This is a genomic window from Citrobacter sp. R-1.5.2 (assembly GCF_035064245.1).
Classification (GTDB): domain Bacteria; phylum Pseudomonadota; class Gammaproteobacteria; order Enterobacterales; family Enterobacteriaceae; genus Citrobacter.
This window is the reverse complement of record NZ_JASEYC010000012.1, coordinates 1-23,933: the sequence shown is the minus strand read 5'-3', so window position 1 is coordinate 23,933 and position 23,933 is coordinate 1. Positions and strand designations below refer to the sequence as shown.

Below are 23,933 nucleotides of genomic sequence, written 5' to 3'. Positions count from 1 at the left end.
ACATTTTCCGTTCGTGTACGCTTCAGCGAGTCATTCGCTTCTGGCAGATATCAGGCGCACTGCTGCTGGTACTCACCGTCAACTCACTGCGTGCGGCCTGGGACTTTGCCACTATTCAGCAGAAATCCGATGCGCTGTATGGTCCTGCCCGCGCAGACGCACAACAGCGAATCAATGCCTGGCAGCAGTTGCTGATCACTCTACGAAATGCAGACGAACAAACACAATTACGCGCCGTAAACCTGTTTTTCAACACGCAATTACATTACGCCGAAGACAGCGAGGTCTGGCACAGCGTGGACTACTGGGCAACGCCGGTAGAGTCTTTGCGCAAAGGTGAGGCCGATTGTGAAGATTACGCAATCGCCAAATATTTTACGCTCCGGCAGTTGGGAGTCCCCGAAGAGAAGCTGCGCATCACCTACGTTAAAGCCCTGAGCTATAACCGGGCGCACATGGTATTGACCTGGTATGCCGCGCCGGACGCAGTCCCGCTGGTACTCGACAGCCTGACGAACACCCTTTCACCGGCCACGCAGCGTACCGATTTATTACCCGTGTACTCCTTTAACAACAGTGGTCTCTGGCTCCCGGGCACACAGAACAATAAACGCGTTGGCGACAGCAAGAGACTTTCTCGCTGGCAGCAAGTTTTCACAAAAATGCGGGAAGAGGGCTTCCCGATGGATAAATAGGAATCGCCTGTGTCTCTTTTCAAACAGTTACTCCTGGCAATCTCTCTCTTTATGCTGGTGGTATTCAGCGGCAATTTTATTGTGACGCTGGAAAGCTCCCGCGATCAGTCCAACAATCAGCTCCTTTCGCATGCTCAGGATGCGGCAACAGCATTAGGGGTTTCGCTGACCCCCAATGTCAACGATCCGGCGATGATTGAGCTAATGGTCAGCTCGATTTTCGATAGCGGTTACTACAAAAAAATCCGCATTGTCGATCTGAAGAACGGCAAAATCATCCTTGAGCGGAGTGCGGCAGCATCGATCCCCAATGTACCCGCCTGGTTTGTTGAGCTGGTAGATGTCACGGCGCAAACCGGCGAAGCGACGATCATGCGTGGCTGGCAGCAGGCGGCACGTGTTGAAGTCACCAGTGACCCTATCTTTGCTGTGCAACGCCTGTGGGACAATACGTTAGGTAATCTGTTATGGATGTTGTCCTGTAGCCTCATTTGCCTGGGGGCAGGTGTTTTGCTGCTGCGCAAACTGCTGCAACCGCTCAATTACCTGGCGAAACAGTCAGAAGCTATTACCCGCCGTGAGTTTCTGACCCTGTCAGAACTCCCCAAAACACCGGAGTTGCGTCGTGTTATCGGGGCGATGAATCTGATGGCAACCAAACTCAAGTCATTATTTGAAGAGCAGGCCATCTACAGTGAACGTTTGCACAATGAAGCCTATCTCGACAGCCAGACCGGAATCGCTAACCGCCGGGCATTCGATATGCAGCTTCAGGCACGCCTGAGCGATGCTGACACTGCGCCAGGGTATCTGATGTTAATCCGCGTGCAGGACTTAGGTGGGCTAAACCAACGTTTTGGTGGGCCGCATACCGACAAGTTACTGCTCAATATCGCCAACCTGCTGACAGCACAGAAAGAAAAATATGCGTCTCTCAACAGTACCGTCGCCCGTATTCGCGGGGGCGAGTTTGCTCTGCTCTGCCCCGGCGTCACGCACGGCGAAATGCTGGAACTGAGCAATTCACTTAGCCAAAAGCTCATGGCCTTTTATGCCACAGGGATGTCAGACCAACAGCCCGTCGCCTATACCAGCATGGTGCCATTCAGCGCCGGAGATAATGCACAGACATTGCTGATTCAGGCCGATCGTCTGTTGGTGGAAGTGGAAACACACACTGAGCATCAGGTCGTGCCCACCACCGACGTGGCGACGGCGACCGAAGATCAGCACCTGTGGTTTGTGCGTCTTGAACACGCGCTGGAAAATCAGCAATTCCAGTTGGTTTATCAGCCCGTTGTGGACTGCCAGCACCCGCACAACATTCTGCATTACAAAGTGCTGTCACGCATTGTTGATGAACAGGGCAACACCATTAACGCTGGTCGATTCCTGCCGTGGATCCACCGTTTTGGCTGGAGCCATCGTCTGGACCGGGTGATGCTGAAACTGACGTTAAATCAGCTGAAAACTGCGCCAGGAAAACTCGCTCTGAGCATTTCCGGCAGTTCCGTCGCCAGTGCAAACACGGTGGCGGACCTGTTGAATCCATTGAAATATTCACCACGATTAGCCAGTCAACTGATTCTGGAACTGGATGAAAATCAGTTGCCAGGGCCAAACCAAATGGCGGCGTTTGTGAAAGCCGTGAGCCAGCATCGCTGCTCGCTGGGTCTGCAGCACTTTGGCAGCCGCTTCGATATGATCGGTCATCTGTCCCAGTGGGGGCTTGCCTGGCTGAAAATCGATAGTAGCTACATTCGTAATATTGATCAGGAAAGCGATAAGCGGTTGTTTATTGAAGTGTTATGCAACGCTACGCGCAGTATTGACCTGCCATTAATCGCTGAACGCGTTGAAACGCAGGGCGAGCTGACGGTATTGCAGGAATTAGGCATTGATGGCGCGATGGGGCAACTACTGGGTGAGCCCGCACCGTTGTCACAATTACACTAGCACTGTGTTTGCCGGATGGCGCTTCGCTTATCCGGCTTGCACGCTGACTGCCTGCCTACGCTAAAAAATACGGTCATCGCTACCCAGCAGTTGTTCTAACCCACCAAGCTCCTGGCGCGCGTTCGCGCGATTCATCAGTTTTACCTGTGCCATTGGCGGAAGATCGGTAATGGCAATGACCCCTTTACGGATCAGCAGGTAAATCAGGTCGTCCAGTACGCGCACCATTTCAAGGTCGCTCTTTTGCAGCATCGCCAGGAACTGTTGATTATCAAGTTCCGCGCTTTTGCTCCCCCCTTCTTTTTCAGGATGAGCGTTTGCATCTGGTGGAACAGAATTCATGTTGTAACCTTACATATTGCGTGATGCACTGCCCTGTTGGCACAGGGCAGTGAGCATCCGTTAGTGAGTGTGATTTTGGTCAGGTTTAGCGATCAGATGATCCAGCGAATACGTCGTGGAATGTAAATCACCGCCAGGGTGACCCGACAGCGCGGTATCAATCCCATGCGCGACCTTCGCCGGGCTGGCAATCAGATGATGATCGTCGCCGCTGTGAATGTATTTCGCGATGTCCACACCTTCGTGCAGTTCACGCGCCAAATCGCTGAGATCAACGTTATCGAGAGCGCTCTTCGCTTTGTCTGTAACACCCTGCGCCACATTCGTCCCATGTACCTTCGTAGAAGAGGCATAGGAGAGTGACAGCGCACTATCGTCAAACAAATCGTGCAAGGCATGCTGAACCGCCGCATGATGCCCCTTGTCCACCGCTTGACCTTTGATCGGCGTGGGATCGTCCATGATGACATTCAGCGTTTGCGCATAGTATGCGGTATTGCCGTGGTTATCGTTCGCCTCAACCAGCACGTTCACACGGTTATGCCCGGCGCGGAATGACGACGTATCCACCTCAAAGTCATAATGCAGTTCGTTATTCACCTGATGCAGCGTTGCATCATACAGATGACCGTTAACCAGCGCGTTGATGTGCTCGCCGTCATGTACATCGCCCGTTACGCTACCGGTGATGTGGATGGTTGCGGCCTGCGCTTCTGCGCGAGAAATGTGATTATCCCCGGTGACTTTATCGACCACGATGCTGGCATCGGCGTGAGTATCGAGGATCAGATTTTTGTGATCGCTCACATCTCGCGTATTGCCCGCCGCATCACGTAACGTCGTCTTCACCTGAACGTCGTTGTTGCCTTCGTTCAGATACGCATTCGATATCGCCGCCTGGTAACCCAGTGTATGGGTCGCAGGATCGGCAACTATCGTAGCAATGGTGTCATGGCCATTAACGCTGATCGTGACCGTTCCACCCGCCTGCGCATCGCCCGTGACCGTCCCGCGAATCACGGTATCCGTTAGCGATTCTTTCTGGTTCACAACGTTGTCGCCCGCGATACCATCGGTGAGGGTAATCGTGCCGTCAGCATGCGTATCCAGCACCACGTTTTTCTGATCGTGCACCTCTAACGTGTTGCCTGCACCATCGTGTAACGTCGTTTTCACCTCAACCTTATTGTCGCCCTCATTCAGGTACGTTCCCGGAACCGCAACCTGATAAACCGTCGAGGAGCCCGGCACCAACGTAGCCTTCATATTGTTGCCGTTGATACTCACTTCAACGACATCGGTCGGGTGCGTATCGCCGGAAACCGTAAATTTAATCACCGTATCTGACTTCGATTCATTCAGGTTAACGACGTTGTCGCCTGCGATGTGGTCATTAATGGTAATAGCGCCGTTGGCCTGCTCATCAACAGAATAGGTATGCGTCGATGTTGCGGTGAACGGGTTTCCCGGCGCGTCATGCCCGGTAACCTTCACATCAATTGATGTGTTGGCGCGCAGAACGGCGGAATCCACGTCAATCTGATAACCCAAACCACCGTTGCTCAGCGTAATGACTTTGCCATTAACCGAAGTACTGCCGATGGTTAAGGTCACCGGATCGTCAAGCTGCGCATCGCCGCCGACATGGCCGGTGATGGTGACCTTCTGTCCCGATAATTCCTGGTGGTTGAGAACGTTATCCACTGTGACGCTATCAACGCTAACGGTGCCAGAAGCCACGCGATCGACTGTGATCGTCTTATCAGTATCAATCTGCTGGCGGTTACCGGCATCATCATGGGCGACAACGTGGGCGGTAATATGCTGGTCGTGAACCAGATCAACCGTACTGGCTTCAACACGGAACACCTTATGGCCGCCGCTGTCGGTCACTTTCGCCGTCAGATCTTTACCATTGACGGTGACGGTGACCAAATCACCAACCTCAACGTCGCCGGTCACAGAACCGGTGATGGTGGTAGTCGGCTTCCCGGCTTCAACGTTATTCAACACGTCATCATTGGATACGGTATCCAGCACAATCGTCGCATCCACGTGATCGTCAATGACCACGGTTTTGTCATACGTCGCAGGCTGGCTATTACCTGCCGCATCATGACCCGTCACGCTGACGTGAATGGTAGGATCGGCCTGCAGATCCGCGGTGCTGACGATCGCTTTATACCCCAACTGCCCATTCATATGCGGCAGTTCAATGACCGTCGCCTCAACCGGATTGCCATTAACAGTGATATAAACCTTATCGTTTTTGTGTACGTCACCATTCACGGTGCCGCTGACTTCGACCGTACCGGCTTTTATCTCATCAGCATTGATCACATCATCGCCGCCCACGGTATTAACCGTTACCGCAGCCGTCGCGGTGGTATCAACAGAAAACGCTTTGGTGATACTGGCATCCTGGACGTTGCCGTGATTATCGTGGCCGGTCACCGTAGCTTCGATAGTATGATCAGCCACCAGGTCTGATGTATTGACATCAACGGTGTAGTGCTTACTCGCATCAATTGTCGCGGTATAAGTTTGACCGTTAACCTTCAACGTCACGTTTTCCCCTGGGTTGACATCACCCGAAACGGAACCGCTCACCGCAATCTTAGGCAGCCCTGTTTCCTGTGCGTTCAGGACGTTGTCGGCGGTAATATCATCGACCGTGACGCCCGCATCGGCTTTGAGATCGACGTCAACGTGCTTTGACGTCGAGCCCGTGCCGGTATTCCCGGCCGCATCGGTGGCGCTTACCGAGGCGGTAATATCCGAGGTATTACGCAGATCGTTGATGCTGACTTCCTTCGACCAAACCCATTGGCCGTGATCGGCATGCACCTCGGCGGTTAAGGTATTACCATTCACCAGCAGCGAGACTACGCTGCCGTCATGAATGCCTTCACCGCTGACCGTACCGCTGATCGTTGTTTTACCGCTTTGCGCTTCTTTGCCGTTGATAACGTCATCGCCGGCAACCTTGTCTATGGTGATATGGACCGGGTTATCGGTATCGACCTGAATAGTTTTCGGCACGCTCGAGGTGTCGCTGCCCGCCGAGTTACTGACGGTAATGGATACGTCAAACGTCGGATGTGTCTTAAGCTCGGACGAAGGAACATCAACCCGCCAGGTCATTTCCCCCGGCAGCCCCGGAATCTCACTCACTTTACCGGTGTAGTGATGGTTATTGAGAGTGACGGTCACATCATCGCCAACGTGGGCATCGCCGGTCACCCGGCCGCGAATCGGCGTGGTCGGTTTTTGCGCTTCAGCGCCGTTGAGAACGTCATCGCCCGTTACCGGATCGACCGTGAGATGGACATGCGGCTTCTGCGGCTGTGTGGTTCCCGTGCCCGTTGTCGGCGGGGTGACCACTGGCGGCGTCGTGAACCCGTAAGGCGTATTACCGATCACGGGTGTATTGTGCAACCACGGTAGATCGATAAATTTATGCTCTGTTGCTGTCGCCGTGTTGCCATGACTATCATGGGTGGTGATAGAAACCAGAATATCGCCATACTCTTCGAATTTATCGGAGCCAATATCCGCCTGATAGCCGAGTTGACCATCGGGAAGTGTAATGACTTGAGTGGTCAGGACAAATCCGTGACCCACCGTAAGCGTCACCGTATCGCCTACAACCGCATCGGGAGCAACATGTCCGGTTACAGAGATAAAGTCCGGTCTGCTGCCTGGAAGCAAGTTATTCGCAATAGGGTTACCTGGTGGTAGACCACTGGAGGCAACATCAATAGTTATCCCGGCATCAGCAACGGTATCAATCACCACCGGCATATCATCATGCCCGTGCGCAACGTTGCCTGCCGCATCTTTTGCCGTCACCTCGGCATGGATATTCGAGTCAATCAACAGATCGAGCGTTGAAACCTCGGTGCGAAATACATGCTTACCGTGGTCATCATGAACCTGCGCATAGTAGGTCTGATGGTTAATGGTCAGTTCAACCATATCGCCCACCTTCACATCACCGCCCACGCTACCGGTCACGGTGGTCAGCGGGTTATGCGCCTCTTTGTAGTTGATCACCGCATCGTTATCATCCGTCACCAGCGGGTCGATATGGACGATAGCCTCGGCACGATCGTCAATTGTCACCGTGCTTGTCGCATCCGCCTTGGCGGTATTGCCGTAAGGATCGGTGGTGGTAATGGTTGCCGTGATATGCGGATTGTTTTGCAGCCACTGGGTATCAACCTCAACGCTATAGCCCAGCGTCCCCAGCTTCGGCAGTTCAACAACCGTCGCATCGACCGTATGGCCGTCAATCAGCAGATGAACGATATTCCCCTTTTGTGCATCGCCGCCCACCGTACCACTGATGGTCGTTTTAGGCGCCTGCAATTCAGTGCCGTTCAGAACGTCATCACCCGTCACGCGATCGATGGTGATCGCGGCAAGGGCCTGATTGTCCAGATTAACGTCACGATGCTCCACAATATGGGCATGGTTCTGCGCCGCATCAGTGATATCCATCGACACGGTGATATGCGGGCTAGCCACCAGGTCGGACGTCGATACGACTATCTTGTAACCCAACTGGTTGCCGCTAATCACGTCAACAAAACCAGGATACGAATGGCCGTTGATCGTCATCACCAGCGGATCGCCTGGGTGAACCTCGCCGGTCACGGTGCCGGTGACAACGGTGGTGGTTTGATGCTGTTCAACATCATTCAACGTGTTGTCTGGCGTAACGGGGTCAATCGTAATCGTCGCGTCCACGCGGGTATCAATCACTACCGTGGTCTGCGCATTGGCCGTTGCCGGGTTGCCTGCAACATCGGTGGTGCTGACGGTAGCCGTTAAATGCGGGTCGGACAGCAAATCGGCGGTACTGACTTTAATGCTATACCCGAGATGCCCGCCCTGTTCGGTCACTTTCCCGGTCAGGGTATGACCATTTACGGTAAGGTAAACGGTATCATTGACGTGTACGTCGCCGCCGACTTTTCCGGTCACAAAGGTGAATGGCTGGCGGGATTCATCGCCGTTAACCATATTGTCGCCGGTGACAGGATCAATAGTCAGTAGCGCTCTCGCATGCAAATCTACCGTCATATCTTTCGTGTCTTCGGCTTTCTGCAGGTTGCCAACGCTATCTACCCCAACCACCTGCGCAACGATATGTGGATCGGCAACCAGATCGCCCGTCAACACATCCAGCTTATAACCCAGCGCATTATTGTGCTCAGGGAGTTTCTGTACCGTTGCGTCGTAGTGGTGACCATTGACGGTAACGGTCACTTTATCGCCAATATGCACATCACCAGAAACGGTACCCATCACTTCGGTGGTATGTTTTGTGGACTCGGCGCCGTTAATCATATTGTCGCCCGCCACGGTATCAATGGTAATTCCAGCCAGGGCGTGATTATCAATCTGCACTTTATGCGTCGTAGACACGACAACTTCGTTACCCACCGCATCATGCGACGTTACGCTAGCCTTGAAGGTGACATCGTTGTCCTGGTTGCCCTGGTTGTTGCTAAAATCTGAAGAAAGGACCGGGATTTGATACCCCAACTGACCGTTACCCAGAACGAGAACCTTACCGGTATACGTGTGACCGTTAATCTCAACACTCACATCATCGTTAACCTGGGCATCTTTACCGACAACGCCGCTAACCAACTGCCAGGTCTTATCTAACTCTAAATGGTTGAGTATGTTGTCGTCAGTCACCTTATCAATCGTAATCGTCGCCTCAGCGTGCAGATCAATATGCACCATATGGTCATGCGTTACCGTTGATGGGTTGCCGTGTTCGTCAACAGTTGAGATGGAGACATGGACCTTTTGGTCACTGCCGTCTTTCAGGTTGTCGGTGCTGACTTCAATGTTGTAGCCCAGCGAGCCGTCAGGCAGCTTACTGACCTGGCCGTGGTAGGTCTTGCCATTAAAGGTTAAGGTGACGTCATTACCTTCCCGCGCATCGCCGCCGACCGACCCCGTGATAGTCGTCTTATGCAGAATAGACTCTGCCTTACTGATAATGTCATCACCTGCAACGGTATCGATGCCGATAGAGGCGCTGGCGTTCAGATCCAGCCCAACGGTACGTTCTGCGATGGCGGTGGTTTCGTTACCATGATTATCTGTGGTGTGAATACTCGCGTGAATCACCGGATCGTTGACCAGGTTCTGGGTGTCAACCGGGATATAGTAGCCCAGACCACCGTTCGCCAGCTTCACCACCGCACCGGAGTACGGATGACCATCAATCACCAGCTCCACGGTATCGTGCTCTTTCGCATCGCCGCTCACTGTGCCGCTGATGGTGGTCTTACCGTTATTGTCCGTCGACTCCTTGATGTTGATGACGTTATCAGCCGTCACGCCGTCAATGGTGATATGCGACTGCGTGTACATATCGCTACTGATGGTTTTCATCTCTGAATGCGTGACGCTGTTCCCCTCTGCATCGGTGGAGGTAACAGACACGGTAATTTCCGGATGGCTCATCAACATATGGGTATTCATCGGGAAGCGGTACCCCAGCCCACCGCCCGCCAGCGTGATAACGGCACCTTGCATCACCGTAACACCATCCAGCTTCAGGATCACCGTATCACCCACTTTCGCATCAACACCAGTCACGGTGCCGGTGATTGGCGTAATGCCACCGTTGGCGGAAAACTCTTTGATATTAATAACGTCATCGCCCGCGACGGTATCGATATGCACCTGGTTTACCGCAAAGTTGTCGATATGCACGTTGTGGTCGCAGGTGGCAATCGCCAGGTTGCCCGCCGCATCGTGGGAGGTAACCGTCGCCCTGATGTTGACATGTTTATCCTGGTCACCCTGGTTGTCACTGAATGCCGACGAGTCGACCGGGATTCGGTAACCCAGATGGTTATTACCTAGTGAAATGACCTTACCGGTAAACTTGTAGCCATTAATTTCGAGGGTGACTTCATCGTCAACTTTCGCATCACCACCAACGCTACCGCTGATGATTTGCTTAGCCATATTCAGTTCAGCATGGTTCAGGGTGTTATCGGCAGTCACCTTATCAATCGTAATGCTCGCCTCAGCGTGCAGATCGATATGCACCATATGCTCGGACGTTGCTGCTGCTGTATTGCCGTGTTCGTCAACGGTTGAGATGGAGACATGGATCTTCTGGTCGCTGCCATCCGTCAGTGTGTCTGTGTCGACCTCAATGCGGTAGCCCAGCGAGTGGTTAGCGAGTTCAATAACCTTGCTGATATAGGTTTTACCGTTGAAGGTTAAGGTGACGGTATCATCTTTCTGCGCATCGCCGCCGACGGGCCCTGTGATGGTTGCCTTATGCAGCTCGGACTCGGCTTTACTGATAATGTCATCACCGGCGACGGTATCAATGCCGATAGAGGCGCTGGCGTTAAGATCCAGCCCAACGACATGTTTCGTCACCGCCGTCATTTCGTTGCCATGATCGTCCGTGGTATGAATGCTCGCATGGATAAGCGGGTTGGCTAACAGATCCTTAGTCTCTACGGGGATATGGTAGACCAGATTGCCGTTTGCCAGCTTTTCCACTTCACCCGAATAGTGTTGACCATTAATCACCAGCTCAACGGTATCGTGCTCTTTCGCATCGCCGCTTACCGTGCCACTGATGGTGGTCTTGCCGTTATTGTCCGTCGATTCCTTGATGTTGATGAAGTTATCAGCGGTCACACCATCAATGGTGATATGCGACTGCGTATACAGGTCGGCGCTGATGGTTTTGGTTTCAGAATGCGTGACGCTGTTCCCCACTGGGTCCGTAGAGGTAACAGAAACCCTAAATTCTGGATGAGTTACCAGCTTATGGCTGTTTACCGGAATGCTATAGCCCAGCCCACCGCCCGCCAGCGCGATAACCGAACTGTGAATCACCGCGCCCCCCTTCAGCTCCAGGGTAACCACATCACCCACTTTCGCATCCACGCCGGTCACGGTACCGGTAATTTGCGTGATCCCGCCGTTGGCTAAAAATTCCTTGATATTAATAAGGTCATCACCCGCGACGGTATCAATATGCACCGCGTTTTCCGCGAAGTTATCGAGATGTACGTTGTGGTTGCTGGTGGCAATTGCCAGGTTACCTGCCGCATCGTGGGAAGTGACGCTGACGTGTACCGTCACCTCTTTCAGCACCTGACCGACGTTGTCAGAAAAAGTAGCAGAGTCGACTTCAATGCGGTAGCCGAGGGTATTTTTCCCGATATCAATCACCTGACCGTGATACTGGTGGCCGTTGATCTCCACCAGCACCGGGTCGCCCGCTTTCGCGTCTTCCCCGCGCACTTCCCCGATAATCACCTGCTTATTCGCCGACAGCTCAGTGAAGTTCAGGGTGTTATCATCGGTGACATTGTCAATCGTCAGGGTGTTGTGTGCCTGGGTATCCAGCACCACAGTTTTGTGCGTAATAGCAATCGCTTCGTTACCGACAGCGTCATGGCTGACCAGCGTCACCTGCACATCATTTGCACCTTCTTTCAGCGTTGAGGAAGGCACCACAATTTCATAACGCAGCTGGCCATGGTCGTCGAACACCGTGCCATGGAATGTTTTGCCCTGAAGCGTCAAGGTGACCGGATCGCCCACTTTGGCATCACCGCTGGCTACGCCAGAAATGATGGTCGGCATGCGAGATTCGTTAGCATTGACGACATCATCATTTGCCACCGTCCCGATGGTCACCGCATTCTGTGCATACAAATCGTTATCGACATAGTGATCGGTCGAAACGGTGGTGCTGTTGCCGGCATCATCGGTAGAGGTGAGGGAGGCATGAATCGTCGGGTCATTCAGCAGCCCTTGGGTCAGGACCGGGATGTTGTAAGTCAAAATGCCCGTTCCCGGATCGTCGACCGTGCCGGTATACGTTATACCGTCGACAACCAGCGTCACGACATCACCCGGCTTTGCATCTCCCCCGACAGACCCGTGAATCACGGTTTGCGACAGAAGAGACTCCTGGTGGTTAATCAGGTTATCTGGGGTCACGCTATCGACCGTAATATCGATACGTGGACCGGTAATATCAATCAACGCATTGTCGAAAGTTTGTGCGGTCCGCCCCGAGACATCGGTCGCTATTGCCACCACGGTTACATTTCCCGGTACCAGTCCGCCAAGATCGGTATCGATATTCCAGTGACCGTTACTTACCGGGACATCTACAGTGAATGTGTTTTTTTGGCTATCGGTGAAGGTGAGCGTGACGTGATTTTGGTTACTGGTGCCGCTTAAATGGGTCCGGTGGAATTCAGTGTTATTAATGTAGCCATCGTTACCCGCAAACTCGGTAATTTGCACTTCGGGTGGGAACACACTGGCTGTACCTGTGTCCATTCCCCCTACCGGCTGATTGATATCCCAGGTCGGGCTCCCCAGCCCTTGCGTGTCAAAACCGGCTGTTGGATCAACAACTTGTCCGGTTAAGGCCAGTTGGACCAGCGTGTGACCACCCCCACCGCCCTCCAACTGCACCGGCTCTTCATTACCCGCTGCGGTCGCATCCAGTGTCTGCGTCGGGTCAGCCCCATCAGCAATCGCTTTTTGTACGGCGGCAATATCCTGAGCATCACGTTCCGGAGTAGAGTTGGCCTGTAGCCCATGATCGCCCCAGTGGCTGTTGCGACCAACATCCAGCGTTTTTCCGTCCGGTAAAGAGAGACTTACCGCACCGTTGGCACCGGTCACAATTTCTTCACCGCTATATACTCTGTCGCCTTCATGAACACGTCGCTGTGCGCCACTTGCGTCAACAACATAAACCTGTCCAATTATTGCTTTGATCACACCGAGTAATTTGCTCACCGTAACCTCACTTAAATACCATCATTATTTTTATAAACTCGTTAATAAATTAACGAACAAATATCACATTCATTTAATGTAAACATTAATATCCCAATGTAGAAAAAAACACATTTTATAAAGTGCATTTACATGAGACTTGACTGGCCAATAAATATAATAAAAAATAACCAAAAATAAAACACGATGTGACAAAACATGTCGTTGAATAGCTGTCCGCTGTAAGCAATTAAGATAATTCATATTTGTTAATTAATATAACGTGTTTGTAAAAACGGATGATAGCAACGACAACGGGAAGTCATAACCGTGAGATATAAGGCATTCATGTCATGAAGAAGTTTTTTGTTTTTCTGCTTTCATGGTTTTCAATAAATTCAGTTAATGCAGAAGATTTACACAATACCGTTAAAGAAGCATTAGCTAACCACCCTGAAGTCAATGCGGCGATAAACAGCCGTTATTCTTCCGAACAAGAACTACGTGCGGCAAAAGGTGGATATTTACCGTCGCTGAATTTAAATGCTGAAGCCGGACGCAAAAATATTGATGATGCGACGACGCGTGCCGCAGGCAGCACCAACGGTTTGACGCAGTCCCCCAACGAGGCGACGTTGAGCCTTGAGCAAAATGTGTTTAATGGTTTTGCCACCTCCAGCGAAGTCGCCCGACAAAAAGCGACCGTGGACTCACGCGCCTGGAGCGTTATGAATACCAGCGAAAGTACCGCATATACGGTGATTCAGGCCTATTTTGACGTGTTGCAGCGCGAGGAGTTTGTCCGTCTGGCTGAAGATGATTTGGCTAACCATGAACGCATCTATGACCAGATAAAACTGCGTACCGATCAGGGCGTTGGCCGTTCAGGAGACTTCATGCAGGCCGAAGCGCGTCTGGCGCAGGCGCGTAACAACTTACTGACCGAGCAAACCAACCTCGAAGATGCAAAAACCACCTTTATCAGCGTGACCGGCATGGAGCCGCAAGGACTCAGCCAGCCAGCGAGTATCGACGCTGAGCTGCCAACCTCACTTGCGGACGCCAAAAGTCGAATGGAGAAGAATAGCCCATTGCTGAAGTCTGCCAATGCGGATATTGAGGCCGCGCATCAACAGTACGAAGCCTCAAAATCAACCTTCTACCCACGCGTTGACGTTGAGCTTTCCCGTGGGATCAGCAATAACACCGACACCACTCGCGCACATACCGAAGAGTGGGAAGCGATGGTAAAACTGCATTACAACCTGTACCAGGGCGGTAGCGACAAAGCCACGATGGACTCCCGCGCGTATCTGCATAAGCAGGCTCAGGATGTGCGTAACAACACGTTGCGCCAGATGAATCAGGAACTGCGCCTGGCGTGGACAGCATTACAAAACGCGCGCGCCCAGCTTCCTTCTGCCGAAGAATATGCCGACCGTAGCGTAAAAGTACGTACCGCCTATCAGGATCAATTCAGTCTTGGCGAGCGTACACTACTGGATTTACTTGATAGCGAAAATGAAGTTTTCTCCTCAAAACGCCGCCTTGTCGAATTACGCTATCTGGCAGTCACCAGCGGTTATCGTATTAGCGAACGTACAGGTGAATTAATGGGTATTCTAAAAATTGCACCACCGCCATCAGGTCAACCGGTAGATTCTGCAGAAGAAAATAGCCTGCCTGAACTTCATTAATAATTATTAATACCCAATAAATCCCTGACCTGCACGCTTATTATTAGCTTGCTATTATTAAAACGTGCAGGTCAGAATGGTTGCGAAAATGAGTGCACAAGCTGAATTATTCAATGAAGTCCCAGAGAATTCTGACAGTAGCAATTCTCAACATCACGATCCCCGTAGCCATCATGACGACCCGTTATTAGATAGCCTACTTATTTTGTGTTCTCTGCACGGTAAATCAGCCAGTCGTTCAACGTTAAGCAGCGGTCTGCCATTAGAAAACGATCAACTCACGCTGAATATATTTCCTCGCGCTGCGGCAAGAGCCGGTTTAAAAGCGCGGGTGGTGACGCGCGCGCTTGATAAAATTCCGCAGATGTCTCTGCCTGCCGTGCTGTTACTGCGCTCTGGCGCAACTGGCGTATTGCTGGCATGGAATGAAGATGGCAGCGCTCGTTTTATGCCCAGCGAAAGCGAAGGTGGTGAAATCCGTGTCGATTTAGCCACGCTTGAACAGCGCTATGCCGGAAAGGTTATTTTTGCCCATCCGCGCCATGAGTTCGATTTGCAGGCAGAAGCCTTTTTGCCACGCACCAAGTCCTGGTTTAAAGACACGCTGAAGCTGTCACGTTTTCTGTATATGGATGCCGTGCTGGCCAGCCTGTTAATCAACCTGATCGCACTCGGCACACCACTCTTTACCATGAACGTCTACGACCGCGTGGTGCCGAACCAGGCGACGGTGACACTGTGGGTACTGGCTGTGGGCATTTGCCTTGCCTTTGTTTTTGATCTGATTTTAAAAATGCTACGCGGTATCTGTCTTGATATTGCGGGCAAAAAAAGCGATCTCATTATCTCCTCGACCCTGTTTGAGCGCATTATCGGTATGGAGATGAAAGAGCGTCCACAGCGCGTGGGTAGCTTTGCGCAGAATATTCATGAGTTTCAGTCACTGCGTGATTTCCTCTCATCGCTGACCCTGACGACGATTATCGACCTGCCCTTCACCCTGCTGCTGCTGATCGTTATAGGCATTATTGGCGGCTCTCTGGCCTGGATCCCGCTCCTGACGCTACCGATTGCCCTGCTGTGCAGTTGGGCACTGCAAAAACCCGTCAATGCGGCGGTGGCCAAAACCATGAGTCTCGCCAGCGAGCGTCAGGCACTGTTAATTGAAACGCTCAGCAGCCTGGATGCCATTAAAGTGAATAATGCCCAAAGCGAACGTCAGTTCCAGTGGGAACAAACGCTGGGTAGCCTGAGCCGTCTGGAACTGCGGGTGAAAACCTTGTCCAGTCTGGCCAGCAATCTCACCGGCTGGTTCCAGCAGATTTCGGGCGTGGTGATGATCATTGTTGGTGTGTATATGATTATCGGCGGCAAGCTGAGTATGGGTGGCCTGATCGCCTGCTACATGCTGAATGGCCGTGCATTAATGCCTCTGGGCCAATTAACCGGTCTTATTGCCCGTTACCAGCAGGCAAAACTCACCATCAAGAATACCGATAAGATGATGTCACTGACACAGGAGCGCCGTGCGGATGAAAACCCGCTCAAGCGTGAACAGTTGCAGGGCAGCATTGAATTCCGCGACGTGGATTTTAGCTATCCAGAACAAAAAAACCTGTCACTGCACAAAATTAATCTCACCATTCAGCCCGGCGAACGCATCGGTATCATCGGCCGTAGCGGCTCCGGTAAAAGCTCGATCAGTAAGTTGATCGTCAATCTGTACCAGCCCTGCGCCGGTAATATCCTGATCGACGGTATCGATTCCCGTCAGTTGGATGTCAACGATCTCCGCCACAGCATCGGCTACGTCCCACAGGACATCCAGTTGTTCAACGGCACACTGCGCGACAACCTGCTGTGCGGCGCGCGCTATGTCGATGACGAAACCATGTTACGCGCGGCGGAACTGGCAGGTGTCAACGATTTCGCTCGTCTGCATCCTGACGGCTACAACCTGCAGGTTGGCGAGCGCGGTTCTCAGCTTTCAGGCGGACAACGGCAGGCGGTGGCACTCGCTCGTGCGCTGCTGCTGGATCCGCCTCTACTGCTACTGGATGAACCCACCAGCTCGATGGATAACACCAGCGAAGAGAAGATCAAACACGCGCTGGTCCCCTGCATCGCAGGTAAAACGCTATTACTGGTCACCCACCGCGCCTCCATGTTGTCGCTGGTTGACCGCCTGATTATTGTTGATAAAGGACGCATCATCGCAGATGGCCCGAAAGCGGTGGTGATGGATGCGTTGAAAAAGGGGCAGATTAATGCGTCTCGCTGATTTCCTGGCGCGTGCTCGCCGCTTCATGCAGCACTATTTTCACGGCCGTGATGAAAATCAAACCGACAGTATCAATGAAGTGAGTCACGCCATTATCGATGATGCTCCACGGGTCATTCGCCTGACGCTGTGGGTGATCCTTGCGCTGGTGGTCCTGTCCTTCGTGTGGGCAGGTTTTGCGAAGATTGATGAAGTGACACGCGGTGAAGGCAAAGCGATCCCCTCGTCAAAACTGCAAAAAATACAGAACCTGGAAGGCGGAATTGTTACCGAGCTGTACGTACACGAAGGGCAAATCGTCAACGCCGGAGCCCCATTACTGCACCTTGACGACACACGTTTTGCTTCAAACGTCGGCGAAACGGAAGCGGATAAACTCGGCCTGCGCGCAAAGGTAGAACGCCTGAGCGCAGAGGTTGAAAACCGTGACTTTGTAATCTCAGAAGAGATTGCCAGCAAAGCCCCGGACGTCGCCCGCGGTGAAACCGAACTGTATAACAGCCGCCGGGCGCAATTTCACAACGAAATTTCGGCGCTTGAAGAGCAACTGGTGCAGAAAAAACAAGAACTGCGCGATTATGAATCAAAGGAAGATCAGTTCAAGCACAGCCTGGGATTAATACGCCAGGAAATCAAAATGTCAGAACCGTTACTTGCCTCTGGTGCCATTTCAAAAGTCGAACTGCTGCGTTTACATCGTACTGAAGTGGAAACCGCCGGACAGCTCAATTCCGTCAGCCTGTCGCTGCCTAAAGCCGCCTCAGAAATTAAAGAGATTGAGAACAAAATCGGTGAAAGCCGTGGCCGCTTCAAGAGTGATGCGCTGGCTCAACTGAACGAAGCCCGCACCAACCTGAGCAAAGCCTAGGCCAGCGTCAAAGCACTGGAAGACAGGGTGAATCGCACCATGGTTACTTCACCTGTACGCGGTATCGTCCAGCAGGTGATGGTCAATACTATCGGCGGCGTCATTCAGCCGGGCAGCGATCTGGTGGAAATCGTGCCACTGGATGACAAGCTGTTAATTGAGGCAAAAATACAGCCGCGCGATATCGCCTTCCTGCATCCAGGTCAGCACGCGATGGTGAAATTTACCGCTTACGATTACACCATCTATGGCGGGCTGCGCGGTGAAGTGGTGCAGATAAGTCCGGACACCATTACCGATAAGCAGGGACGGAGTTTCTATATTGTTCGTCTGCAAACTGACAAAAACTACCTGGGTACAAGAGAGCATCCGATGCTTGTCATTCCCGGCATGGTGGCAAGCGTCGATATCCTCACCGGTAAGAAAACCATTCTTAGCTATCTGCTGAAACCGATCATTCGTGCGCGTGCAGAGGCGCTCAGAGAACGTTAATCACTTGCGCGCCCCTTGCGTTAAATCAGGGGCGCTTATGTTTATGCCGCGGAATAAGCAGACAGTTTACCCCGATTGAGTGTGATTTTTCCGTCATTCACCAGCTCCTGTAATACCTTATGAATAGCACTGCGCGAGATATGATTGCGGGTCAAAATAAAGGTATATACGGATGTTTTCTCACGTACCGCGGGCTCCATCGCCCAAATATATTTGACGTGTTCAATAATCAGCTCACGAATGGTTCTGTGCGATTGCAATGTTTCACGCTGGAAATAGCGTTGCAGATGGTGCGCCAGGATATCAAACGCCTGCTTCCAGAGATTTTTAGCGGTAAATAAAAGATCGGCGTTCTGTACGCTCATGGCCCACATTTCACAATCGGTGTCGCAGCGTAAATAGTGCCCAGCGACCTCCGTACGCATTTGTGGAAGTCCAAGGATCGCCGGTGCAGAAATACTTACCGTCACTAAATCATTTTCTACACGATATACAGAGACCGTCCCTTTCTCCAGAAACAAGATATTTCCATCGACTTTCAGGTCGATGCGCTGACGTTTTTTACGTAATGACAGCCAGGCGTTATCCGATTTCTTTATTTCATCACCAATCAGCACTACAGATTTGTCTATTTCGTTCTGGAACATGGGACTCTCAAACGCAAATGATTGCTTCATCAAAATAATGGTGGAATTGACTTAACGGACAAAATAAATGTCAGCTTTAATACAAGCTGACATTTATCCCCATCTACCTCTACCACCAGCATTCCCTGGTGCTTTTGACGCGCTAACGGCACTGACGTTGTTCTCGCGTGGTGGTGTCGAGCAGTATATTGCGCTGTCCAGAAAGAATTAATGCTTATCACCTTTGTCATCACAATTTCGTCTTTTTGCTCTTTGCATAATAGCCAAAAAGACACAATCCATTGATTTATATGCTCTTTATTTTCATTAAAAAGTTACTATTGTTGTTATATTATGCTATCAAATTGAAACACTGCGCGGTTCTGGCGTCTTTTTTGGACAAAGTGTTATCATAACCCACTGACCACTGGGTGCATCATCAAGAGCTGAGGCATTATGTCTGAGACTGGCAATGTCAGTTATCTAATTGAAAATAAAATAATCTTCACGCCAGGCACACAGTGTCTGACGCGGGTAGACCATCCCGAGCAGCAGATAAAACTTAAACACTCGGCATCACTATGTCTTTTATTACTTATTCAACATCGCGGAAAGGTTGTCTCACAGAACGAATTGCTGGAGTTTGGCTGGGGTAGCAATCATCGCCAGGTCAGCTTCAATGCCTTTTATCAGAGCATCCTGTCTTTACGCAAAAGCCTGCTGCAACTGGAACTGGAGCAAACGTTCATCACAACGATACCCCGCAAGGGACTGATTATTAACGAAGAGTTTGAAATCCTGGAGATTGCAACACCGGAGAGTGTCCCTTTAGCCATTGACATACCGGTAGCACCTGAGTCTGGCTTAACCCCAGAAGCGGGTATAGAGGCGTTGCTGGCGGGGACACCACGTAAACCACGGGTAACGACCACTGAAACGATAATGATGGTGCTGACACTGATAATCTGCGTTCTGATCGTATTCCCGTGGAAAAGCAGTGATGATTATTTTTCCGGTTATATTGCTGCGCCACAAGTATCAACTGACTGTCAGTATTATTTTAATAACGATGCCAGCAATTTCTCCCGGCATACTGCGTTTATCGACAAAAATCCTGCGTTGTGTCAGGCCAATAAATTTATCTATATCACGACCTATCCGGAATCAAAAAAATTGTCGGTGCTATTGTGCCGCTCGCCGATGAAAGGCGAACAAGAAAACGCGTGTCAGTCTGTCTATTACCCACGGTATGATAGCTAATGAATTTACTTCCTCGCACTCCCCGCTTCCGTATCCAGACGGGTATAATCCTGATGCTTTGCCTTTGCGTAATTGCGATTGCCAGCATCTGGCGGCTCGGCAATAATCATAATCACCTGCATAATCTTTCCTGCCGGGCAGCCATTGATATCGTGCGTAATACCGCCTCATTTAAGGGGATCATTGATATCAAAAGCGGTGATACTAAAGGTATTGTGAATATTGATGGCATTATTAGTGACGCCACTAATAATGAACAGACTGTACAACGCATGGTGCTCTTTACACACTCCAGTTACGGCACCAGCCCGGTATGGGTCTCACAGAAAATTCATGTATCAAACCGTGAAACGGCTCCCGCCAGTTTAATCCAGCAGATCCTGCCCGATTTCTTTCTGACCAACACCAGCGTCTCGAATGTCGATCTTTTCGCACTGAACAGAGATACCTATCTGATTACCAAAGAAGGGATCCCCTACCTGTACTGCCAGAATTATGCGCTGCCGGAAAATGAGTAATCGCCAGGCATTCTGGCGGTACAACCGACGGATGAATCTCAGTGGTTGTCGGTGATAAGATACAGCATTCAGTCTGAGCCAACGCTCGCCGTTACTGCCTTTTAGGCGGCTTTCGAATGACAAATTTGTGGGTTTATGTGAGTTTCCAGGGGCTCACATAAGACTTCCCCGGTACCCAAAAAGATTAAAAAAAGAGCAAAGGCGATATGAAAGAGTCACTTGATACGGACTTCTCCAACCATACCCCCATGATGCAGCAGTATCTCAAGCTGAAAGCCCAGCATCCGGAAATATTACTGTTTTACCGCATGGGCGACTTTTACGAACTGTTTTATGACGACGCGAAACGTGCGTCGCAGCTGCTCGATATCTCGCTGACCAAACGCGGCGCGTCTGCGGGCGAGCCCATCCCGATGGCGGGCATTCCTCATCATGCGGTGGAAAACTACCTCGCTAAGCTGGTCAATCAGGGGGAATCTGTCGCTATTTGTGAGCAGATTGGCGATCCGGCGACCAGCAAAGGGCCGGTTGAACGCAAAGTGGTACGCATCGTCACGCCAGGTACCATCAGCGATGAAGCACTGTTACAGGAACGTCAGGACAACCTGCTGGCCGCTGTCTGGCAGGACAGTAAAGGCTTTGGCTACGCCACACTGGACATCAGCTCCGGGCGTTTTCGCGTCAGTGAACCCGCAGACCGTGAGACGATGGCTGCGGAACTGCAGCGCACCAACCCTGCCGAATTGCTGTATGCCGAGGATTTCGCAGAAACGTCGCTGATTGAGGGCCGTCGTGGCCTGCGTCGCCGTCCACTGTGGGAATTTGAAATTGATACCGCCCGCCAGCAGTTAAACCTGCAGTTTGGTACACGGGATCTGATCGGCTTTGGTGTAGAAAACGCGCCGCGTGGATTATGTGCTGCCGGCTGCCTGCTGCAATATGTAAAAGATACCCAGCGCACCTCACTGCCGCATATTCGCTCCATCACCATGGAACGCCAGCAGGACAGCATCATTATGGATGCCGCCACGCGCCGCAATCTGGAAATTACCCAGAACCTGGCCGGTGGCGTAGAAAATACGCTGGCATCGGTGCTCGATTGCACCGTGACGCCGATGGGTAGCCGTATGCTCAAACGCTGGCTGCATATGCCGGTGCGCGATACGCAGATACTGATCGAGCGCCAACAGACGATCGGTGCACTGCAGGATTCCACCAGTGAGTTACAGCCGGTGTTACGTCAGGTGGGCGATCTGGAACGTATTCTGGCACGTCTGGCACTGCGTACCGCGCGTCCACGCGATCTGGCGCGTATGCGTCACGCCTTCCAGCAATTACCGGAACTGCGCGCTCAACTGGAAAACGTAAACAGCGCCCCCGTACAGATGCTGCGCGAAAAAATGGGCGAGTTCACGGAACTGCGTGAACTGCTGGAGCGTGCCGTGGTTGATGCCCCGCCAGTGCTGGTACGCGATGGTGGCGTTATCGCACCGGGCTATAACGAAGAGCTGGACGAATGGCGAGCGCTGGCTGATGGCGCAACTGATTATCTGGACAGACTGGAGATCCGCGAGCGCGAGCGCACCGGCCTGGACACATTGAAAGTTGGATTTAACGCCGTCCACGGTTACTACATTCAGATCAGTCGTGGGCAGAGCCACCTGGCACCGATTAACTATGTGCGCCGTCAGACGCTGAAAAATGCCGAACGCTACATTATTCCTGAGCTGAAAGAGTACGAAGACAAAGTTCTGACCTCAAAAGGTAAAGCGCTGGCACTGGAAAAACAGCTGTATGACGAGCTGTTCGACATGCTGTTGCCGCATCTGGCGGATTTACAGCAGAGCGCCAGCGCACTGGCAGAGCTGGACGTGCTGGTCAACCTGGCCGAACGCGCGTATACCCTGAACTACACCTGCCCGACATTCAGCGATAAGCCCGGTATCCGTATTACCGAGGGTCGCCATCCGGTGGTGGAACAAGTGTTGAGCGAGCCGTTCATCGCCAACCCACTTAGCCTTTCCCCGCAGCGGCGGATGCTGATTATCACCGGGCCAAATATGGGTGGTAAAAGCACCTATATGCGCCAGACCGCGCTGATTGCGCTGCTGGCCTACATCGGCAGCTACGTTCCGGCGCAGAAAGTGGAGATCGGGCCTATCGATCGCATCTTTACCCGCGTGGGCGCGGCGGATGACCTCGCCTCCGGTCGTTCAACCTTCATGGTAGAAATGACCGAAACGGCCAATATTCTGCATAACGCCACTGAGAACAGCCTGGTGCTAATGGATGAAATTGGACGCGGGACCTCTACCTATGACGGTTTATCTCTGGCCTGGGCTTGTGCTGAAAATCTGGCGAATAAAATCAAAGCACTCACGTTGTTTGCTACCCACTACTTCGAGCTGACTCAGTTACCGGAAAAAATGGAAGGCGTAGCGAACGTACATCTGGATGCGTTAGAGCATGGCGATACCATCGCCTTTATGCACAGCGTACAGGATGGCGCGGCAAGTAAGAGCTATGGTCTGGCGGTCGCGGCACTGGCTGGCGTTCCGAAAGAGGTTATCAAACGCGCACGGCAAAAACTGCGCGAGCTGGAAAGCATCACGCCAAACGCAGCGGCAACGCAGGTTGATGGCACGCAAATGTCACTGCTCAGTACCCCGGAAGATACATCACCAGCCGTTGAAGCACTGGAGAATATTGACCCGGATTCGCTGACACCGCGCCAGGCGCTGGAGTGGATCTATCGGTTGAAGAGTCTGGTGTAACGTTGTAATGCCCGATGGCGCTTTGCTTATCGGGCCTGCAACAACTGGCGCGCACTTCGGGAATGGGTGCGAGAGGACAAAACCAGGCCATCAAGACGCGGGGTTTCCCCCGCGTTGTTGCTACTTCTTCGGTTCGTAAGCGAGAACAGCTTTAAACTCCATATTACGCTCTTTGATACTTAACTCGCACAGCGAATCTCGTACCATTAACGTAAATCCCAGCACCGTGAAACACAGCACTACAATTGCCACCAGGGCATATTTTGTCAGCATGTCTTGCCTCCCTGCAAAGAAGAGACTAACATCCAAATGGTCTAGGTTTGTACGTTAGCCTCAGGTTGATAGAACTATCTCCTGGGGCTTTTGTCTTTCCGGGACCTTGCAAATGCTCAAAGCTCAGAAAGCCTCAAGCACCCGCAGCTATTCTATTCCAGGTGTCATCTCCTCGAACAAATTAAGCCATTTGCTACGAGCCTGCTCGCAAAATAACAAGCCCCGGATATTCCGAGGCTTAATATTGGTATGTTCTGCCCGATGACGGGTAATGCTGCCAACTTACTGATTTAGTGTATGATGGTGATTTTAAGGTGCTTGCGTGGCTTCCATTTCCATCAGAT

The 23,933-nt window shown here is 51.8% G+C and carries 12 protein-coding genes and 1 pseudogene; 9 read left to right on the top strand and 4 right to left on the bottom strand.

All coding sequences use genetic code 11. The features are described from left to right. Positions 1–2 precede the first annotated feature (2 nt). Both lapG and QMN38_RS18960 read left to right on the top strand, forming a co-directional pair. A complete protein-coding gene (lapG, locus tag QMN38_RS18965) occupies positions 3–695 on the top strand; it encodes a cysteine protease LapG (RefSeq protein ID WP_416348268.1) in 693 nt (230 codons plus the stop codon). A 9-nt stretch (positions 696–704) separates the two neighbouring features. After that, entirely contained in the window at positions 705–2,651 is a 1,947-nt protein-coding gene (locus QMN38_RS18960; RefSeq protein ID WP_271449773.1) for a bifunctional diguanylate cyclase/phosphodiesterase, read from the top strand. A 60-nt stretch (positions 2,652–2,711) separates the two neighbouring features. Here the strand turns inward: QMN38_RS18960 and QMN38_RS18955 are convergent, their stop codons facing one another. After that, on the bottom strand, positions 2,712–2,993 hold the full coding sequence (locus QMN38_RS18955) for a hypothetical protein (RefSeq protein WP_271442603.1): 282 nt from the start codon (positions 2,991–2,993) through the stop codon (positions 2,712–2,714). Positions 2,994–3,053: 60 nt separating this feature from the next. Then, entirely contained in the window at positions 3,054–12,821 is a 9,768-nt protein-coding gene (locus QMN38_RS18950) for a retention module-containing protein (RefSeq protein ID WP_323605625.1), read from the bottom strand. A 332-nt stretch (positions 12,822–13,153) separates the two neighbouring features. Here QMN38_RS18950 and QMN38_RS18945 point away from each other — a divergent pair, with 332 nt between their 5' ends. The 3 genes and pseudogenes from QMN38_RS18945 (at position 13,154) to QMN38_RS18935 (ending at position 18,138) form a co-directional block, all read left to right on the top strand. Further along, entirely contained in the window at positions 13,154–14,497 is a 1,344-nt protein-coding gene (locus QMN38_RS18945) for a TolC family outer membrane protein (RefSeq protein ID WP_323605624.1), read from the top strand. 88 nt (positions 14,498–14,585) lie between these two features. Then, positions 14,586–16,778, top strand: coding sequence for a type I secretion system permease/ATPase (locus QMN38_RS18940; protein ID WP_323605623.1), 2,193 nt, complete (start codon positions 14,586–14,588; stop codon positions 16,776–16,778). Then, positions 16,765–18,138 (top strand): annotated as a pseudogene (locus tag QMN38_RS18935) (HlyD family type I secretion periplasmic adaptor subunit). Before QMN38_RS18940 ends, QMN38_RS18935 begins: the two are co-directional and overlap by 14 nt. Before the next feature lie 41 nt (positions 18,139–18,179). On the opposite strand, the gene QMN38_RS18930 reads toward QMN38_RS18935, so the two are convergent. After that, a complete protein-coding gene (locus tag QMN38_RS18930) occupies positions 18,180–18,785 on the bottom strand; it encodes a helix-turn-helix domain-containing protein (RefSeq protein WP_271442802.1) in 606 nt (201 codons plus the stop codon). Between the two features lie 67 nt (positions 18,786–18,852). Between QMN38_RS18930 and QMN38_RS18925 the strand changes: the two genes are divergently transcribed. The 4 genes from QMN38_RS18925 (at position 18,853) to mutS (ending at position 23,316) form a co-directional block, all read left to right on the top strand. Next, positions 18,853–18,996 carry a hypothetical protein gene (locus QMN38_RS18925; RefSeq protein WP_271455769.1) on the top strand — a complete coding sequence of 48 codons (144 nt, stop codon included), beginning with the start codon at positions 18,853–18,855 and terminating at the stop codon, positions 18,994–18,996. Positions 18,997–19,220: 224 nt separating this feature from the next. Next, a complete protein-coding gene (locus QMN38_RS18920) occupies positions 19,221–20,024 on the top strand; it encodes a winged helix-turn-helix domain-containing protein (protein ID WP_323605622.1) in 804 nt (267 codons plus the stop codon). Then, on the top strand, positions 20,024–20,542 hold the full coding sequence (locus QMN38_RS18915) for a hypothetical protein (RefSeq protein WP_323605621.1): 519 nt from the start codon (positions 20,024–20,026) through the stop codon (positions 20,540–20,542). The genes QMN38_RS18920 and QMN38_RS18915 overlap by 1 nt, the downstream gene beginning before the upstream one ends. Before the next feature lie 206 nt (positions 20,543–20,748). Continuing rightward, positions 20,749–23,316 (top strand): DNA mismatch repair protein MutS, encoded by a 2,568-nt coding sequence (mutS, locus tag QMN38_RS18910; RefSeq protein WP_323605620.1) that lies wholly within the window; start codon positions 20,749–20,751, stop codon positions 23,314–23,316. A 120-nt stretch (positions 23,317–23,436) separates the two neighbouring features. Here the strand turns inward: mutS and QMN38_RS18905 are convergent, their stop codons facing one another. Next, a complete protein-coding gene (locus tag QMN38_RS18905; protein WP_043017378.1) occupies positions 23,437–23,589 on the bottom strand; it encodes a Hok/Gef family protein in 153 nt (50 codons plus the stop codon). Positions 23,590–23,933: the final 344 nt, after the last annotated feature.

What these genes read in the sequence shown, in the direction of transcription:
- mutS (WP_323605620.1), top strand. Translation starts at nt 20,749, where the DNA reads ATGAAAGAGTCACTTGATACGGACTTCTCCAACCATACCCCCATGATG.
- QMN38_RS18925 (WP_271455769.1), top strand. Translation starts at nt 18,853, where the DNA reads ATGTCAGCTTTAATACAAGCTGACATTTATCCCCATCTACCTCTACCA.
- QMN38_RS18905 (WP_043017378.1), bottom strand. Translation starts at nt 23,589, where the DNA reads ATGCTGACAAAATATGCCCTGGTGGCAATTGTAGTGCTGTGTTTCACG.
- QMN38_RS18955 (WP_271442603.1), bottom strand. Translation starts at nt 2,993, where the DNA reads ATGAATTCTGTTCCACCAGATGCAAACGCTCATCCTGAAAAAGAAGGG.
- QMN38_RS18945 (WP_323605624.1), top strand. Translation starts at nt 13,154, where the DNA reads ATGAAGAAGTTTTTTGTTTTTCTGCTTTCATGGTTTTCAATAAATTCA.
- QMN38_RS18920 (WP_323605622.1), top strand. Translation starts at nt 19,221, where the DNA reads ATGTCTGAGACTGGCAATGTCAGTTATCTAATTGAAAATAAAATAATC.
- QMN38_RS18930 (WP_271442802.1), bottom strand. Translation starts at nt 18,785, where the DNA reads ATGTTCCAGAACGAAATAGACAAATCTGTAGTGCTGATTGGTGATGAA.
- QMN38_RS18940 (WP_323605623.1), top strand. Translation starts at nt 14,586, where the DNA reads ATGAGTGCACAAGCTGAATTATTCAATGAAGTCCCAGAGAATTCTGAC.
- QMN38_RS18915 (WP_323605621.1), top strand. Translation starts at nt 20,024, where the DNA reads ATGAATTTACTTCCTCGCACTCCCCGCTTCCGTATCCAGACGGGTATA.